Genomic DNA, 17326 nt, shown 5'->3' on the forward strand with positions numbered 1-17326 from the left:
CCGACCCGTATTTATTACAAGAGCAACGTGCATGGCGCCATTAAAAGAAGGGATTGATTATTATGTAAACAGTGACGGACTGTTTGTATTTACCGCTGCCTATCACCTGAAAAGAGGATTCTGCTGCAAAAGTGGTTGCCTGCATTGTCCGTATGGTTTCAACAGGCAATCCGACGAAAAAGAGGTGAGCACGACGGGAAAAAATAAAAGTTCTGCAATTACTTGAAGCGAATGGCTTTCACGGGTGTTATGCGGGCCACAAGGTATGAAGGTATAATCAGCGTCAGCAGGCAGATGAGCATTGTTCCGGCATTGATAGCCAGTATATAAACCGGATCCATCAGCACAGGTGCCACGGATACATAGTAGGATTCCTCCGGCAGGGTGATGATCTGCAGGTATTTCTGCGCAAGGCATAAACCGATGCCGAAAATATTTCCCAGCAACAGGCCAAGGCCGGTGATATAGGCAGCGTGATACAGGAATATCCTGCGGATCATCCAATCTGAAGCTCCAAGAGATTTCAGGATACCAATCATGTTGGTTCGTTCAAGAATAAGGATGAGCAGAACGGTGGTCATATTAATTATCGCCACGAGTATCATAAGCAGTATGATCACAATCTCATTCATCGTCTGAAGGTCAAGCCAGTCGAATAAATTTGGATTCACCTGCTTCATTGTCTTCGCTTCCAGTTCCTGCCCAATGTATTCGCTGTTGATCAGGGCTCCCATCCTGTCCAGTTCACTGACGTTATTGATAAAGATTTCAAAGCCGCCTACTTCACTGCTTGTCCAGTTATTTATTTTCTGCAGTAAGGCTATATCTACAATAGCATAAAGACGGTCATACTCATCAAGTCCTGTTTTATAGATTCCGGCGACAGTGAGTTTCCGGTAACGCATCGGCTGTTGTACAAAATATACAATCACATCATCGCCCACTTTCAGGTTTAACCGGCCGGCAGTAGTCCTGGAAATCATGATCTGCCTGCGTGCAGCGGAATCACCTGCAAGGAGTATTTTTCCTTCCACGAGGTAATTTTTCAGAAATGTCCAGTCGAAATCGTTTGCAATGCCACGCAGTACGATGCCTTCGATTTCCTTATTTGTTTTCAGGATACCTGCTTTTGTGGCAAACACCTGAATATGCCGGATACCGGGTACTTTTTCCAGTTTCGGATAAAATGGCTGACTGACTGAAATGGGAATTTCGCCATACGACCTGCCCTGTTCCATGCTCCTGACCGTTATATGTCCCCAGAATCCAAATACCTTCTCACTTATTTCCTGCTGAAATCCATTCACTATTGCTCCTGCCACAATCATAACCGCCACACTTAGTGCCACTGCAGTTACTGCCACACGAACAATAAGCCGTGAAAAAGATTTGCCGGTTGAAAATGCCAGTCGCCGCGCAATAAAATAGGATATCTTCATCATCGGGAATTCATAGCACCTCCATCACAATGCATTTTTATGCTGCAGACAATTTCCATTAACATTCATTCATAACGACATACTTCGGTAATTTCGCCAGGTACCGCTGATGAAAGCCGGCGACCTCTTCTGCAAATCAATGCAACCGGATCAAAACAGAATCTGCTTACAGTGCGTTGGCATTTCCGCGTTACTGTTTCTCAGCTTAGAAATCGAACCCGGCTTCCGGTGCAGCAGGTTGTCTTACCTTTATCGTTTTCATCTCAGCGCTAAATTTATGCAAATAAGCAGTTACCGGCTTACATCCGTTTCTAAAAAGACTATTGCACTGTTTGCAATATTGGTTATTTCTCACTGTATGCGGCCCGGTTTTTCTTCCGCAAACGTTGTGGTTGGCGCCGAGAGGATGGATCAGTACCTGCCGTCACTGAAGGGCAAAGAGATTGCACTCGTGGTGAATCAAACTTCTGTTGTTGGCAAAAAGCATCTCGCCGATACACTGACAGATCTCGGCATCCACATCAAAAAAATATTTGCACCTGAACACGGTTTCAGGGGAGATGCCGATGCAGGGGAAAACATTGCAGGAAGCATTGATGAAAGAACCGGTATAGCCATCGTCTCTATCTATGGCAACAAACTAAAGCCGGCGCCGGAAGATCTTGCCGGCATTGACCTCGTTGTATATGACATACAGGATGTTGGGGTCAGGTTTTATACTTACATCTCCACCTTGCATTACGTGGTGGAGGCCTGTGCTGAAAACAACAAACCATTGCTTGTCCTCGACCGGCCGAATCCGAATGGATACTATGTAGATGGTCCGGTATTGCAGCCGGCCTATGCTTCCTTTGTAGGCATGGATCCTGTGCCGGTAGTTTACGGGATGACACCTGCTGAGTATGCCCGCATGCTGGTCGGCGAACAATGGCTGGCCACGAAAGCAGTCTGCAATCTCAGTTATATTTTATGCGAAGGGTATGATCATTCCACATTTTACGATTTGCCCATCCAACCTTCGCCCAACCTTCGATCCATGACAGCCATCCATTTGTATCCATCCATTTGTTTACTGGAAGGAACACCTGTGAGTGTAGGGCGCGGCACTGACCGTCCGTTTATGCTCATCGGCTATCCCGGATTTAAAAATGGCAATGCCGGATTCAATCCGAAAAGCATGGCCGGCGCAAAAGAACCTCCTTACCTGAACCAGGTCTGCAAAGGCTATGATTTGTCGGGGTTGAATACCGGATTCTTCCGTGATAATCCAAGGCTGATGCTGCATTGGGTAGTAGATTTTTATACTTCGTACCCGGAAAAGGATAAATTCTTCACTGCATTTTTTGATAAGCTGGCAGGAACGGATCATTTACGAAAACAAATACAGGCCGGAACGCCTGAAATGGAGATCCGCAGAAGCTGGGAACCGGCCCTGACACAGTTCAAAACCTTGCGGAAGAAATATTTATTGTATCCTGATTTCGCGGGCGGCTGAACGACGGATATACCGAAGCGCAGCAACAGCAAATCAATAAAAAGGAAAAGTTATCAAATGAATGCACCTGAGCAGAAACTGAAGATTGTATTCATGGGCACGCCGGAGTTTGCCGTTCCCTCACTGCAACTATTGCTGCAAGCGCAATATAATATCGTTGCCGTCATTACTGCGCCCGACAAACCTGCCGGACGTGGTTTGCACCTTCAACAATCGGCAGTGAAAAAATTTGCCGTTGAAAACGGGCTGCCTCTCTTTCAACCGGTTAAGTTAAAAGATGATGCATTCATTCACGGCCTCCGTGCTTTGCAACCAGATCTGCAAATTGTTGTTGCCTTCAGAATGCTGCCCGAAGTGATTTGGCAATTGCCTTCCCTCGGAACATTCAACCTGCATGCATCGCTCTTGCCGCAATATCGCGGCGCGGCGCCTATTAACTGGGCTATTATGAATGGAGAAAAAGAAACGGGTGTGACAACATTTTTCCTGCAACATGAAATTGACACCGGTAAAATACTTTTCCGGGAAAAGCTGCAGATAGGAGAAAATGAAACCGCCGGCGAACTACACGATCGGCTGAAGATGACAGGCGCCGGATTGGTGCTGAAGACAGTCAAGGCCATTGAAAGCGGCAACTATCCTCAGCTTCAGCAGGAAGAAAGCGTTGACCTGAAAAAAGCGCCGAAGATTTTCAGCCACCATTGCCGGATTGACTGGCATCAGCCGGTGCATGTTATCTTTAACCAGATACGGGGATTAGCTCCCTATCCTTCCGCTTTCACCATGGTGAAGGGCAAGGTGATGAAGATACTCTCTGCAAAAAAAATAATTGCATCACACACCCTGCCGGCCGGAACCATTTCCACGGATGGAAAAACATACCTCCATTTTGCAGCGGCTGATGGAATGATTGCCGTAGAAGAATTGAAAATGGAAGGCAAAAAACAAATGCAGGTGCAGGAATTCTTACGCGGCTTCCGCCTTGATTAGCTTTTCACAAATCAGGCTTGAGTGGAATAGCTGCTTATCTTCATCAATGCCACATTCACATTTCAGATTGTTGTTGTGCCGGCAAATACCTGTTGCACGGGGCCTTCTAAAAAAATATTGGTGTAATGTGCTTTTGCATCCTTGCTGAAGTACACTTTAAGCTGCCCGCCAATGGCCTGAATGTCATACACCTGTGAATGCGCATTATTCTCCTGTCGTACCGATGCTGCAATGGCCACTGCCACCGTACCGGTGCCGCATGACAAGGTTTCATTTTCAACGCCCCGTTCATAAGTGCGCATACGGCAACCGGTGCCCGATAATTCAGCAAAATTAACGTTGATGCCATCGGCACGATACATATCTCCATACCTGATTTTTCTTCCTTCTGCCACTACATCCATATCCTGAATATTATCCATAAATTTTACCAGATGCGGTGAACCCGTATTTAAAACATAGCCGTCACCGGTAACCTCCACTGCCTTCACCGGACTCATTGAAATTTTTACCTGACCCGTAGCCGCAATAGTTGCCGAATGTGGCCCGTCAACTGCCAAAAAGTTAGCCTTTTCACCAATGAATCCTGATTTACGGGCAAATATTACAGCGCACCTGCCACCATTTCCGCACATTGATCCGGGCCTCCCATCGGCATTGTAATACTGCATTTCAAAATCAAAATCAGGATGTTTCTCCAGCAATATCAGGCCATCGGCACCAATACCGTAATGCCGGTGGCAAAGTTGTGCGATCAGGGATGTTTCTTTGGGGAAGGTATGCAGCGAGTTGTCAACGAGTATGAAATCGTTGCCTGCACCATGGTATTTCTCAAATGAAAGTTGCATGTAACAGAAAGAATAGGCAAAGTTGGATTTTTCGGAACATGCTTTACGCACTTGCCAAAGGTAGCCTGCTATGCTTTCTATTGCATGAACCAATTTAATTGCACAGCTGTTAAATCTTCCGTTGCCGTTAAAATTTAGTTAAAGTAAAAGCGGTGCAAATTTAACTGTTCTACCTTCGTTCTTCGAGGCATATTTTTTGACAGACAAAATCATCCTAAAAAAATGAAACCCATGAAATTGAGAAATCTGAGTCTTACAGCCTTTGTGGCTATTGTGAGTGCGCTGATTGCTGTTGGTGCATATCGTTATCTTGATAACAATCAGCTGCGCACCTTCGAAGAAAAGCAAGCTTCTGCGGCGCGATTTGCACAAGTGAGCTATGCAGGCAACAGTGAAGTGCCGGCAACACTGGATTTCAGGTATGCCGCAAAACGCACAACACCGGGCGTGGTACACATTAAAACCAGTTATGCTCCCCGCCAGGTTTCGCGCAACGATCAGTACAATCCATTCCGTGATTTCTTCGGTGATCAGTTTTCACCTTTCGCACAGCAGCAACCTTCCGAATCATCAGGTTCAGGCGTAATAATTTCAGATGACGGCTATGTTGTAACGAATAACCACGTTATTGATGACGGTGATAAGATTGAGGTCATATTAGCCGATAAACAGAGTTATGAAGCGAAGGTGGTAGGCACAGATCCTTCCACTGATATTGCCTTGCTGAAAATTGATGAGAAGAATCTTCCTTTTATTGCTTTTGGCAATTCAGACTCCGTGGAAGTTGGTCAGTGGGTGCTGGCAGTAGGTAATCCGTTTAACCTTGAGTCAACCGTTACGGCTGGCATAGTGAGTGCCAAAGGCAGAAATATCAACCTGCTGGCCAGCAGGGATACTGCTGCGGTAGAATCTTTTATTCAAACTGATGCGGCAGTAAATCCGGGAAACAGTGGTGGAGCGTTGGTGAATATTAACGGCGAACTGGTCGGAATTAATTCAGCAATCGCTACTCCTACCGGCACATTTGCCGGTTATTCCTTTGCCGTTCCGGTAAATATTGTTTCAAAAGTGGTGAATGACCTTATGAAGTTCGGCATGGTGCAGCGTGGTTTCCTTGGTGTACAGATCGCTACCCTCAATGCCGACCTTGCCAAAGAAAAAGGGCTTGATGCAAAAAATCTTACAGGTGTATATGTTGATGGGGTAAAACCCGGTGGTGCAGGCGAAACGGCCGGACTAAAAGCCGGTGATATCATCACGAAAGTAAACAGTACCATAGTAAATACTTCCCCTGAGTTGCAGGAACAGGTTTCGCGTTATCACCCTGGTGATAAAATCACTGTCACTTACCTGCGCGACGGAAAAGAAAAAACCGTGGATGTGATCCTGAAAAATAATGAAGGCAATACTTCATACCTTAAAAAGGATGAAGCCTCAGCCATTGCCGCACTTGGAGCGGAATTTCAGAATCTAAGCGATAAAGAACTGAATCAACTGGGTCTCACCAGTGGCGTAAGAGTAAGTAAGCTGATGGACGGAAAACTCAGTGCGAACACCAATATGAAAGCCGGTTTCATCATTACCAAAGTCGATAATAAACCGGTGCGAACGGTGGATGAATTAAAATCCATTCTTGCAAATAAGAAAGGTGGCGTAATGATAGAAGGAAGGTATCCTGACTATCCGGGTCAATACTTTTATGCATTTGGTCTCTGAAAGGCCTGCATAATACATCTTACCAAAGGGTTGCAGCTACAAAACTGCGACCCTTTTTTTATTACAGCAATATCTTGTTTTCGAACCACGCAGCCATAAGCAATAACCTTAAACAAGGGGTTTTGAATATTTCCATTGTGATTGATTTGCCTGTTCCCATATTTGCCTTACCGCCGGAAATTTGCAGGCAATTAAATTGCATACAGCATTTCACTGAACCTAAAATCAAACGCGGCTGTGAGATCTGCTTCCCCGCAATTCATTGAAAGATGCCGAAACACAAAGATGTTCAGCAAACCTTAAAGAGTGTGCCTTTTTGGATAAACTCAGGCTGCTCTGTAAGGTATAATGCGAATCCACATTGATGCTGAAGGCAGGAAGCCGGTCGCTGACATGGCTTTTACCCGGATACATACCTGCAGGTATTGAAAATGATTTGTAAGCATATTGTCATGTTTCATAGCCGGAAATCGCATTTGCAGACATCAATTGGCACCAACTTAATGATATACAGTCACTTTGTTTTAACTTCGCCGAAATTTCCAATAATACCATGAAAAAATTCTACCTCTTAAGCTTGCTGCTGTGTTGCTTTACACTTAAATCATCACTGGCCAGCATCTATTATGTAACCAATAACAATCCGAGCGGAACAGGCTCATTGGGTGGCGCTATTACCAGTGCAAACAATCACATTGGTAAGGACTCCGTGTATTTTAATATTCCGGTAGGAAGTGTTGCGAGCAGAACCATCACACTCAGTGCTATTTTCCCTTTGCCTTCCATTACGGATCCATTAGTGATTGATGGAACATCTCAGCCGACAGGCGGTAGTTTTGGTATCACGAATGCAAAGATTCAGATCAAAGCGGCCGACTATCTCACTTCAGCCCTTGTTGTAGCTGCCGCAGATTGTGAGATCTATGGTTTATATATTCACCATTTTGTTGACGGCGTCATCATTTCAGGTGGCGATTTTAAATTCGGAGCCGTGAATTTCGGCAACGTGATAAATGATTGCACGTCCAACTGCATCAAGGTCACCAATGTTATCACCGGATCATTTCTTTCACTCTTTGTCGGAACCGATACATTAGGCAGTGCCGTTGCAGCTCCAACGGCCAATGGCATTTATATCTCTGGATCAAAAAAAATAACGATTGGCGGAAAGCAGGCCGGTGTTCGAAACACTATATCAGGCAACAACAATGGTATTTATGTGGCAGACAGTAAATTCATCGATATTCAGGGTAATTATATAGGCACAGACTATAACGGCGCTTTTGCAGTGCCAAATACCAACGGCATAGTAATGACGCAGGGAACTTATAACTGCGAAATAGGCGGTGATTCAGTTAAAGAGAGAAATCTGATTTCCGGCAACAGCGCTGCAGGTTTTGATTTGGAAATCTATTCTTCGCTGATTGACGGTAATTATATCGGCGTGGATGCTACCGGCACTTTGCCGCTGGGCAATGGAACCTACGGCATTTACTTCCGGAACCTCTCGCATGACAACGTGATTGGAGGAACCACCGCCGGCGTTGGAAATACCATTGCTTACAACGGCAGTGAAGCAATATATTTTCAGAATGAAGGCGTGAAAAATATTTCCATCCGCACCAACCATATCTATTGCAACTCACAGACAACGGGCACCGGAGGCATCGTTACCAATGGCGGTAACCAGGGCATCCTTCCTCCAATCATCGTGATTGTAACACCAACCTACATTTCAGGTTATGCGCAGCCTTATTCGCAGGTAGATGTGTATGCTGCCAGTACCTGTGAGAAGTGTGAGGGAGCCACGTTTCTTGCCACTATTGATGCAGATGGATCCGGAATTTTCATTGCCAATGTAAATTCTTCCGGTAAGGTTACCGTGACTGCCAATGATGCTGTTGGAAACACTTCCGCTTTTGCAACCTGCCAGGATACTTCCAGCACCAGTTGCATTATCTCCGGCTTTGCGGCATCATCCAGCGAAGCCTGCAGTAATGTCAACATTACTTTTACCGATCAGTCGCTGCCCGCACCAGGCCTGACAATCAGCTCATGGGAGTGGGATTTTGGCGATAACAGCTATTCCACTGAAACCAATCCATCGCACGTTTATACATCACCCGGAAATTATACGGTGCAACTCGTGGTGGGCACCACATCCGGATGTACTGATACCACCACACAACTCATCACTATCGCCGAAGGTATCAATACGATCATTTCCGCAGACAGCGTTGGCTGTATCGGCACGGTACTGCATTTTAAAGATGTTTCGATACCCATCAGCGGCACCTTTATCGTTTCCTGGGCGTGGGACCTTGGTGATGGTACGACCTCTTTCTTCAATGAATTTGATTATGCTTATGAAGAACCCGGATTTTATACCGTAGTGATGTCGGTGCTCAACAGCGATGGCTGCCCTGGTACCGACACGCTGACAGTAAACATTCAGTCTGCACCTTCTGCAGATTTTTCGGTATTGCCGCTCTTATGCCCCCTGGAAGCTGCGACGTTTACAGATCTTTCAACGGCCGGGGTGGGCGACAGTGTGGTATCATGGCATTGGGATTTTGGTGATGGTGATACCAGCACGCTTCAAAATCCTTCGCATGCTTACCTCGCTTCCGGCATCTATACCGTGGATTTAACAGTAGAAAATAGCCTCGGTTGTGCATCTACCGTCAGCAAACAAGTGGAGGTTGTATCCGGCGGTGAAGCCGATTTTACCTTTGTCGTTTCAGGCAATACGGTTTTCTTTACCAATACTTCTGTATTTCCGGCTGACTTTGATGTTAAATGGAAATTCGGTGACGGCGCAACCAGCAATCAGGTCAGTCCGACACACACCTTCCCTTCAACAGATAACTACCTCGTTTGTATGATTGTGTTAGACAATACCTGCGGGCTCAATGACACCACCTGTAAAAACGTATTCGTAATTGTAGGCGTTGATGAACCGGAATGGTTGAGCAATACCAATGTTTACCCCAATCCAGCTACAGACAGGATTTTCCTTGACAATCTGCCTGCTTCAGCCAGCATCCAATCACTCAGGTTGCTAAATACCATGGGCATGGAGATGCAAAGATGGAACGATCTTCCGCTGAGCACCCCTACACTTTCATTACGCCTTGCGGATACCACAAACGGTTTGTACTACCTGGAGATGAAACTGGATGACAAAATTTATATGAAGAAAATATTGATTCTTCAACAGGAATAATTTTTTAACAAAAATACTTCTTACATGAAGTTGAGACTTATAGCCTCCATCCTGTTTATCAGTGTACTTCAATTGGCAAAGGCCGATGTGTTTACGGTAATCAATAACCAGGACAGCGGGCCGGGCTCTTTGCGGCAGGCAATTACAGATGCTAATAACCATGCCGGCAACGACAAGATTAATTTTGATATTCCTGCAGGCGACGTTGCATCGAGAACCATAACGCTGCAAACCGTACTGCCTGATGTAACGGGGCCAACTATTATTGATGCCACGACGCAACCACTGGGTAATGCATTCGGTATTTCTTATGCACGCATTCAACTGACAACGAATGCAACCGGTATGCAACAGGCATTTGCTTTCTATGCCGACTCCTGTGAAGCCTATGGATTCTTTATCAATAAATTTGAGAATGGAATTATTATCAACGGAACTTATTCGAAAGTAGGCGCCATTCAAAAAGGCAACGTTATATTTAACTGCAGCACCTCCGCCATTGATATCGAATTTACCAATCATGCGGCCTTACAAGGCAACCTGATTGGTGTGGATACTGCCGGTGTGATGATTACCGGAGCAACAGGCGATGGCATTAAGGTGGTGAACTCTTACCTCGTTAGTATCGGCGGGAAAACACTGCTGGCCTATAATGTTATTTCTGGCAACAACAATGGAATACGGCTGCAGAATGCCACCTTCGTGGATATTAACAGTAATAACATCGGCACAAGCCCATCCGGTGTTATTGCACAACCTAATGCTTATGGCATTTACTGTACTGGCATCAATAATAATATTGAAGTCGGCGGTGATTCACTCTTTGAGCGAAATCTCATTTCAGGGAATCTGAACAGCGGCATCTACGGTGTACTTTCCAATTCCGCCATTCAAGGCAATGTAATTGGATTAAACATCAACGGAGTTGCATTAGGAAACGGAGGTTATGGGATCTATCTCACTTTTGGTTCAGCAGACAATATTATCGGCGGCGAGCTGCTGAAAACCAATGTGATTGCCAAAAACGGGCAGGAAGCGATTGCTTTTCAGAATGGTACCTGTGTACGCAATACCATTACAAGAAACAGCATGTTCTGCAATTCAACTGTGTCAGGCAACGGTGGCATCAAACTGAATCAGGCAAACGGAGCGATTGCCGCGCCACAATTGCAGATCGTGAATCCGGCAGGCATTGCCGGCTCCACTGTTCCCAATGGGCTGGTTGAAATTTTTGCCAACGACAGCTGCAACTTTTGCGAAGGAAGTTATTACCTCACTACCCTGACTGCCAACGCGAATGGTGTATTTGTATACACTGCGCCTGTCACAGGATCCGTAACAGCCACTGCTACTGATGCCAACGGAAACACTTCCGCATTTGCCAATTGTCAAGATACGAGCGCTGCTGTATGCATCGTTGCTGACTTCATGGCTACTGGTGTAAAATGCGAGAACCAGCTAATCACGTTTCTCGATCAAACAGTTACAAAACCATTTACCAATGTCACTTCCTGGATATGGAATTTCGGTGACGGCGTAACCTCTACACAGTCCTCACCGGCACATGCTTATGCCGTTGCGGGTACTTATGCAGTAAAACTGATTGCTTTCAATTCAACCGGTTGTTCCGATACCGTTATACAAGATCTTGTGATCAATGCATTGCCGGAAGCTGATTTTAATACGATACCCGTTTCCTGTGTTGGTGACATTGTTCACTTTGATGATGCATCAAGCGGAGATGTCACGCTGCGCTACTGGGAATTCGGCGATGGCGGTACCAGTACCAGTATTTTTCCGACGCATAGTTATGGAACGCCCGGACTTTACACAGTAACGCTTACCGTTACCAATGGCAACGGCTGCACTGATTCCAAATCATCCAACATTGTGATCGCGCCGCAACCTGTTGCAGGATTTACCGCCGCAGTTACTGATCTGACTGCCGCCTTTACCAACACTTCCAGTTTCAATGCACAGCATTCCTTCTCCTGGAATTTTGATGACGGCAATACAAGCACATTGCAAAACCCAACGCATACTTATGCCAATGCCGGCACTTATAATGTTTGCCTGTTTGTGTATGATTCCCTTTGTCAATCCGGGAGCATGTTATGCAACCTTATTGATGTGATAACCGGTATTAATGATCCGGCAGGCAGTGAAACGCTCGGCATCTTCCCTAATCCTGCTTCGGGATACGTGGTAGTCAGCAGCAGTCTCAATGTAAAGCAGATTCGCCTCACTACAATGCAAGGGAAAATGATGGCCGACCTTATGCAACCAATAACACAAGGCTCCATCACGCTCTCATTACCTGAACTTGCCCCTGGTTGTTACCTGCTTTTCCTGGAAACTGATAAAGGAACAATTGCCCGCAAAATTTTTATAGAGTGATTGAGCGATGATTTTGCATTCACCTGAAACAAACGCCCCGGAAAACTTCGGGGCGTTTATTGTTGCCGGGTAAATGTTGATCTTTCATTGCCGGTCATAAAAATCCACCTTAATCAATTCCGAACTTTATCTTTGCAGGTATAGCTGATTTATGGTGAATGATTTTCGTGTTACGGGTTTCTCCATTTTAATTTTGAAAATGAAGGGCCGTTTTACTTTTCGCCACATGAATTCTTAACCGATCATTAAACAATAACAAATGGAAGGAACAAAAATTACCATGAGCCGCGGGAATTTAAAAGTCCCGAATGATCCTGTCATCCCATTTATCGAAGGCGACGGCACAGGACCGGACATCTGGCGTTCAGCTGTACGCGTGATAGATGCAGCAGTTGATAAAGCTTATAAAGGAAAAAAGAAAATTCACTGGAAGGAAGTGCTGGCAGGGGAAAAAGCCTTCAATCAAACCGGTAGCTGGCTGCCGGATGCTACATTAGAGGCATTCAAAGAATATCTCGTAGGTATTAAAGGACCGTTAACCACACCTGTCGGTGGCGGTATCCGGTCGTTGAATGTCGCGTTGCGGCAGATCCTCGACCTGTATGTCTGCCTGCGGCCGGTACGTTATTTCAATGGGGTTCCGTCACCGGTAAAAAGGCCGGAAGCGGTGGACATGGTCATCTTTCGCGAAAACACAGAAGATATTTATGCAGGAATTGAATATGCCGGCGGCACACCCGAAGCGGAAAAAATATTAAAGTTTTTCAAGAAGAACTTTCCTGCGCAATACGGGAAAATCCGTTTCAATGAAAAGAAAAGAGGCAAGGAATTTTTGAAGATGGCCAAGAGCAAAGCCAATCCTGACACATGCGTGGGCATCGGTATTAAACCTGTTTCACGAATTGGTTCTCAGCGGCTGATTGGTGCCGCCATTGAATATGCCTTGCAGCATAAAAGAAAGAATCTGACACTCGTGCACAAGGGTAACATCATGAAATTTACGGAAGGCGCATTCCGTGACTGGGGATATCAGCTGGCACAAGAAAAATATGGTGATCAGGTTTATACCTGGTCGCAATGGGAACGCACGAAGAATGAAAAAGGAGAAGAGGCAGCCAATGCGGAGCAGAAAGCAGCCCTGGCAGCCGGCAGGTTGCTGATAAAAGATGCCATCGCTGACATCACTTTGCAACAGGTGCTTACCCGGCCAGAAGATTTTGACGTGATTGCCACACTTAACCTCAATGGTGATTATTTGTCGGATGCGCTGGCTGCACAGGTTGGCGGCATCGGCATTGCGCCCGGCGCCAACATCAATTATGTAACCGGCCACGCCATATTTGAAGCCACGCATGGAACTGCTCCAAAGTATGCAAACCAGGATAAAGTAAATCCGGGTTCAGTGATCCTTTCCGGCGCCATGATGCTGGAACATCTGGGATGGCTGCCGGCTGCCAAAATGATCTATGCGGGCCTTGAAAAATCCATAGCAGCCAAACGTGTTACCTATGATTTCGAACGGCAGATGGAAGGAGCTACTTTGCTCAAGTGCTCCGAGTTTGGCGATGAGATCATCAAAAACATGTAACGATGATTGCCAGCAATAAGGCAATCAGCGCGCTTTCCAACCCTTCAAATGTAAAGATGATTCATTCCTCATTCGGTAACGAATGAGGAATGAAAGTACCATGCCTTCTTTGCTCAGCTACATCAGGCTGAAAAAATGCTGCCCATCCGCACATCAACTAATCACCTGTATCGAAGTGCTGTGGCTATTCCAATAAATATCTTTTACAGCATTCAGTGCCATCGCAAGATGTTCCGGGATATCAAACTGCGCGGGTTACCCTGCAGTCATGGATGCATTGAGCTCATATCACTTTCTTACCGCCGGAATACACAAAATGTACATCGGAGGATTCAAAAATTTCCGTCATAGCTGCATTGCATATCCGGTGATTGCGCCGCACCGTATCGGTTATCGGATTAAAACAAAAAATTATAGAGCGAATTCCGATCGCACTGAATCAATTTGATATTTTTACATGGTATGGAACCAGTAACCATCAGCGAATTAAAAAAAGTAATCGCACTCAGCGACCTGCCTGATGACCACCTGCAATGGATTCTTGATCATTCCGTGACTTCAGAATATGAAGATGGAACAGTGATTATGAAAACCGGTGAGACCCCCGAATTCATGATGTTTATCATTGAAGGCAAACTTTCATTTTACATGAATAATAATGGAACGCTGGTCCATTTTTTTGAATTTGCCAACGATGAAGCCACCGGTGGAGCCACCGGCTTACTGCCTTATTCGAGGATGAAAGCTTCTCCCGGCTACTCTATTGCCAACGGAAAGCTGCGCAGCATCCGTATGAATAAGATACACTTTGCCGCACTGGAGCAACTCAATCCAGATCTCATTCAGCGGCTTATCGGTTATATGACGGAACGTGCCCGTTCATTTGCCACTACGCAGCTGCAGCATGAAAAAGTTAACGCATTGGGTAAACTTGCAGCCGGCATCGCACATGAGTTGAATAACCCGGCTGCCGCCATCAACAGGATATCTGCAGAACTCAGCAAGCGGCTCGATGAAAATTACCTTTTAACTGAAAAACTGCTGCAATACAATATCAGTGCAGATCACTTGCGGAATATCCGCAGCATGGTGCTGCAGAAAGAAAAGGAACTCAGCGGCAGACCTAAACTCAGCCCGATGCAAAAGCTGGAAAAAGAAGATGCAATCTATGACTGGCTCAAAGAACATGCACCGGCTGCCGGCAACCTGGCTGGTGAAACATTTGCGGATGCCGGATTCTCCGGTGAAGATCTTGGCATCATCTGTAAGGATGCCGGCAAGGAAGCTTTCATACATGTGCTTTACTGGATTGAAAACCTGTTAAGCTCTCAACGTGTCATCAAAGACCTTGATGAAGCATCTTCCAGGATTTCCAACCTGGTGGGTGCCATTAAAAGCCATGTTCACATGGATCGTACCGCTGATTTGCAGCTCACGGATATTCACAGGGATATAGAAAACACATTGACACTGCTCGGATACAAGTTGCGGGAAAAAAATATTTCGGTTAAAAAAATCTTCGCTGAAGATCTTCCTGCCATTCCTGCCTATGTAGGCGAACTTAACCAGGTTTGGACCAACATCATTGACAATGCGATCTTTGCAATGCCTAAGAACGGTGAGTTACTTATTGAAACCGGCTTCAACAATAAGGATGCAAATATCAAGTTCATTGATAATGGTTCGGGCATCAGCGCGGATATACTCTCACGCATATTTGATCCGTTCTTCACCACCAAAAAAGTAGGCGAAGGAACTGGAATAGGATTAGATCTTGTAAACAGGGTCATCAAGCATCACAACGGGGAAATCAAAGTGAATTCAAAACCGGGCAGAACGGAGTTCCTCATCTGCCTGCCGACCGGTGAAATAAAACAACTGAGAGATGAAACTACCGTTCATCATACTGGTGGATGACGATCAGCAGGTGCTCCACGCCATACAGCGCGATATCAGAAATGAATACCGTGATGCTTATCGTATCAGTGCCAATGCATCAGCCAGGGAAACACTGGAGCTGATGCGGGAGCTGCACCTTAAAAATGAAACAGTGGCACTGATCATCTCCGATCAGCGTATGCCGGAGATGGAAGGAGTTGATTTTCTGGCCAGGGCCAAGGAAATATATCCCGATTCAAAATCTGTTTTACTCACCGCTTACTCCGATATCGAAGCGGCTATCAGGGCTATCAACCTGATTAAGCTGGATTACTACCTGTTGAAACCATGGAATCCACCGGAAGAAAAACTCTATCCCATTGTTGATGACTTACTCGATGAGTGGAACGCCCTTTATAAACCTGATCATGAAGGCATCCGTATCATTGGCTTTCAATGGTCGCCCAAGTCACATAAGCTGAAAGAATTTCTTTCCGGAAACCTCATTCCTTTTTTATGGATGGATGCGGAATCCGATAAAGGAGCGGATCAATACCTTAGCAGCGCAAATATCACGGCTGCCCAGCTACCGTTGGTTATATTGAAAGACGGCTCATTCCTGGCAGATCCTTCCCTGCCCGATCTTGCATCCCGGGTTGGACTGCAGCAAACCGCCAGCCATGAAGTGTATGATGTATTGATTATCGGTGCAGGGCCGGCAGGACTGGCAGCTTCCGTGTATGGTTCCTGCGAGGGACTTAAAACATTACTGATTGAAAAGAGCAACCCTGGCGGGCAGGCCGGCAGCAGTGCAAGGATTGAAAATTATCTTGGTTTTCCCAAAGGCCTTTCCGGTGCGGAACTCAGTCAGCGCGCCATTGCACAAACCCTTCGATTCGGAACAGAAATACTGACGCCCAAGAGTGTAAAAAACATCCACCTTCAAAATGGTTACAAGATGGTGGAGATGACGGATGGCATACAGGTAATGACGAAATCTATCGTGATAGCGACCGGCGTGGAATACAGGAAGCTGGATATTCCGGGTATTGAAAATTTTACGGGTGCGGGCATTTACTATGGCGCAGCTTCCGTGGAAGCACGCGCATGCAAAAATCAAAGTGTATATATTGTCGGCGGCGCCAACTCAGCCTGCCAGGCTGCGCTGCACATCAGCAAGTTTGCCAGCGAAGTGCACATGCTGATCCGGCGTGATTCCATCAGAAGTACGGCGGCAAATTACCTGGCGGAAAATATCAGCCAGACACCCAACATCTATGTGCATCCAAACACAGAAATTGCAAAAGTGGAAGGCGAAAAGGAACTGGAAAGAATTACGCTGAAGAATGGTGCAACCGGTGAAGAAAAAACCGTACCTGCAAAAGCCCTTTTTATCTATATCGGTGCAAGGCCCGGCACAGCGTGGCTGAATGATATTGTTTTGAAAGATGAAGCAGGATTCATCATTACCGGGAGTGACCTGAAGAAGACAAAATCATTTCATTCCATGTGGAAACTGCAGCGCGATCCTTACATAGCCGAAACAAGCGTGCCCGGAATTTTCGCTTCAGGCGATGTGCGTTATGGTGCCATGACCGGAATTTCTGCCGCTGTCGGTGAAGGTGCCATGGCCATACGTTTCGTGCGGAAATACCTGAGTGAAATGTAATCTTGTAACTGTTGCCGGAGAGACTCGCGGTAAAGGTTTAGCCGCATCAAATTTTAATGTTCCGGCAGATTTGTATGAAA

At 45.9% G+C, this 17326-nt stretch carries 11 protein-coding genes; 9 read left to right on the top strand and 2 right to left on the bottom strand.

Annotation, left to right across the window (positions count from 1 at the left end):
* The first annotated feature begins 31 nt into the window (after window positions 1-31).
* A complete protein-coding gene (locus tag K1X61_01835; protein ID MBX7107366.1) occupies window positions 32-226 on the top strand; it encodes a hypothetical protein in 195 nt (64 codons plus the stop codon).
* On the opposite strand, the gene K1X61_01840 is transcribed toward K1X61_01835, so the two are convergent.
* On the bottom strand, window positions 219-1439 hold the full coding sequence (locus K1X61_01840; GenBank protein MBX7107367.1) for an ABC transporter permease: 1221 nt from the start codon (window positions 1437-1439) through the stop codon (window positions 219-221). The two genes, K1X61_01835 and K1X61_01840, sit on opposite strands and share 8 nt — an antisense overlap.
* 358 nt (window positions 1440-1797) lie before the next feature.
* Here K1X61_01840 and K1X61_01845 point away from each other — a divergent pair, with 358 nt between their 5' ends.
* Both K1X61_01845 and fmt read left to right on the top strand, forming a co-directional pair.
* Window positions 1798-2934, top strand: a complete 1137-nt coding sequence (locus tag K1X61_01845) for a DUF1343 domain-containing protein (protein MBX7107368.1) — start codon at window positions 1798-1800, stop codon at window positions 2932-2934.
* Between the two features lie 93 nt (window positions 2935-3027).
* Entirely contained in the window at window positions 3028-3924 is an 897-nt protein-coding gene (gene fmt / locus K1X61_01850) for a methionyl-tRNA formyltransferase (GenBank protein MBX7107369.1), read from the top strand.
* A 62-nt stretch (window positions 3925-3986) separates the two neighbouring features.
* On the opposite strand, the gene dapF is transcribed toward fmt, so the two are convergent.
* Window positions 3987-4772 (bottom strand): diaminopimelate epimerase, encoded by a 786-nt coding sequence (dapF, locus tag K1X61_01855; protein MBX7107370.1) that lies wholly within the window; start codon window positions 4770-4772, stop codon window positions 3987-3989.
* A gap of 231 nt (window positions 4773-5003) precedes the next feature.
* Here dapF and K1X61_01860 point away from each other — a divergent pair, with 231 nt between their 5' ends.
* The 6 genes from K1X61_01860 (at window position 5004) to K1X61_01885 (ending at window position 17246) form a co-directional block, all read left to right on the top strand.
* Window positions 5004-6488 (top strand): Do family serine endopeptidase, encoded by a 1485-nt coding sequence (locus tag K1X61_01860; protein ID MBX7107371.1) that lies wholly within the window; start codon window positions 5004-5006, stop codon window positions 6486-6488.
* A 553-nt stretch (window positions 6489-7041) separates the two neighbouring features.
* The gene (locus tag K1X61_01865) at window positions 7042-9714 is read left to right on the top strand and encodes a PKD domain-containing protein (protein MBX7107372.1); all 2673 of its coding nucleotides are present in this window, start codon (window positions 7042-7044) and stop codon (window positions 9712-9714) included.
* Window positions 9715-9738: 24 nt separating this feature from the next.
* On the top strand, window positions 9739-12111 hold the full coding sequence (locus K1X61_01870) for a PKD domain-containing protein (protein MBX7107373.1): 2373 nt from the start codon (window positions 9739-9741) through the stop codon (window positions 12109-12111).
* A gap of 259 nt (window positions 12112-12370) precedes the next feature.
* Window positions 12371-13699, top strand: coding sequence for an NADP-dependent isocitrate dehydrogenase (gene icd, locus K1X61_01875; GenBank protein ID MBX7107374.1), 1329 nt, complete (start codon window positions 12371-12373; stop codon window positions 13697-13699).
* Between the two features lie 462 nt (window positions 13700-14161).
* Window positions 14162-15616 (top strand): GHKL domain-containing protein, encoded by a 1455-nt coding sequence (locus tag K1X61_01880; protein ID MBX7107375.1) that lies wholly within the window; start codon window positions 14162-14164, stop codon window positions 15614-15616.
* On the top strand, window positions 15585-17246 hold the full coding sequence (locus tag K1X61_01885) for an FAD-dependent oxidoreductase (GenBank protein MBX7107376.1): 1662 nt from the start codon (window positions 15585-15587) through the stop codon (window positions 17244-17246). Before K1X61_01880 ends, K1X61_01885 begins: the two co-directional genes overlap by 32 nt.
* Window positions 17247-17326 lie beyond the last annotated feature (80 nt).

This window comes from Chitinophagales bacterium (assembly GCA_019694975.1).
Lineage (GTDB): Bacteria > Bacteroidota > Bacteroidia > Chitinophagales > UBA10324 > JACCZZ01.

Coding starts and splice junctions, on each gene's coding strand:
- K1X61_01845 (MBX7107368.1), top strand. CDS start 1,798: ATGCGGCCCGGTTTTTCTTCCGCAAACGTTGTGGTTGGCGCCGAGAGG.
- fmt (MBX7107369.1), top strand. CDS start 3,028: ATGGGCACGCCGGAGTTTGCCGTTCCCTCACTGCAACTATTGCTGCAA.
- K1X61_01835 (MBX7107366.1), top strand. CDS start 32: ATGGCGCCATTAAAAGAAGGGATTGATTATTATGTAAACAGTGACGGA.
- K1X61_01840 (MBX7107367.1), bottom strand. CDS start 1,439: ATGAAGATATCCTATTTTATTGCGCGGCGACTGGCATTTTCAACCGGC.
- K1X61_01885 (MBX7107376.1), top strand. CDS start 15,585: ATGAAACTACCGTTCATCATACTGGTGGATGACGATCAGCAGGTGCTC.
- K1X61_01880 (MBX7107375.1), top strand. CDS start 14,162: ATGGAACCAGTAACCATCAGCGAATTAAAAAAAGTAATCGCACTCAGC.
- icd (MBX7107374.1), top strand. CDS start 12,371: ATGGAAGGAACAAAAATTACCATGAGCCGCGGGAATTTAAAAGTCCCG.
- K1X61_01865 (MBX7107372.1), top strand. CDS start 7,042: ATGAAAAAATTCTACCTCTTAAGCTTGCTGCTGTGTTGCTTTACACTT.
- K1X61_01870 (MBX7107373.1), top strand. CDS start 9,739: ATGAAGTTGAGACTTATAGCCTCCATCCTGTTTATCAGTGTACTTCAA.
- K1X61_01860 (MBX7107371.1), top strand. CDS start 5,004: ATGAAATTGAGAAATCTGAGTCTTACAGCCTTTGTGGCTATTGTGAGT.
- dapF (MBX7107370.1), bottom strand. CDS start 4,772: ATGCAACTTTCATTTGAGAAATACCATGGTGCAGGCAACGATTTCATA.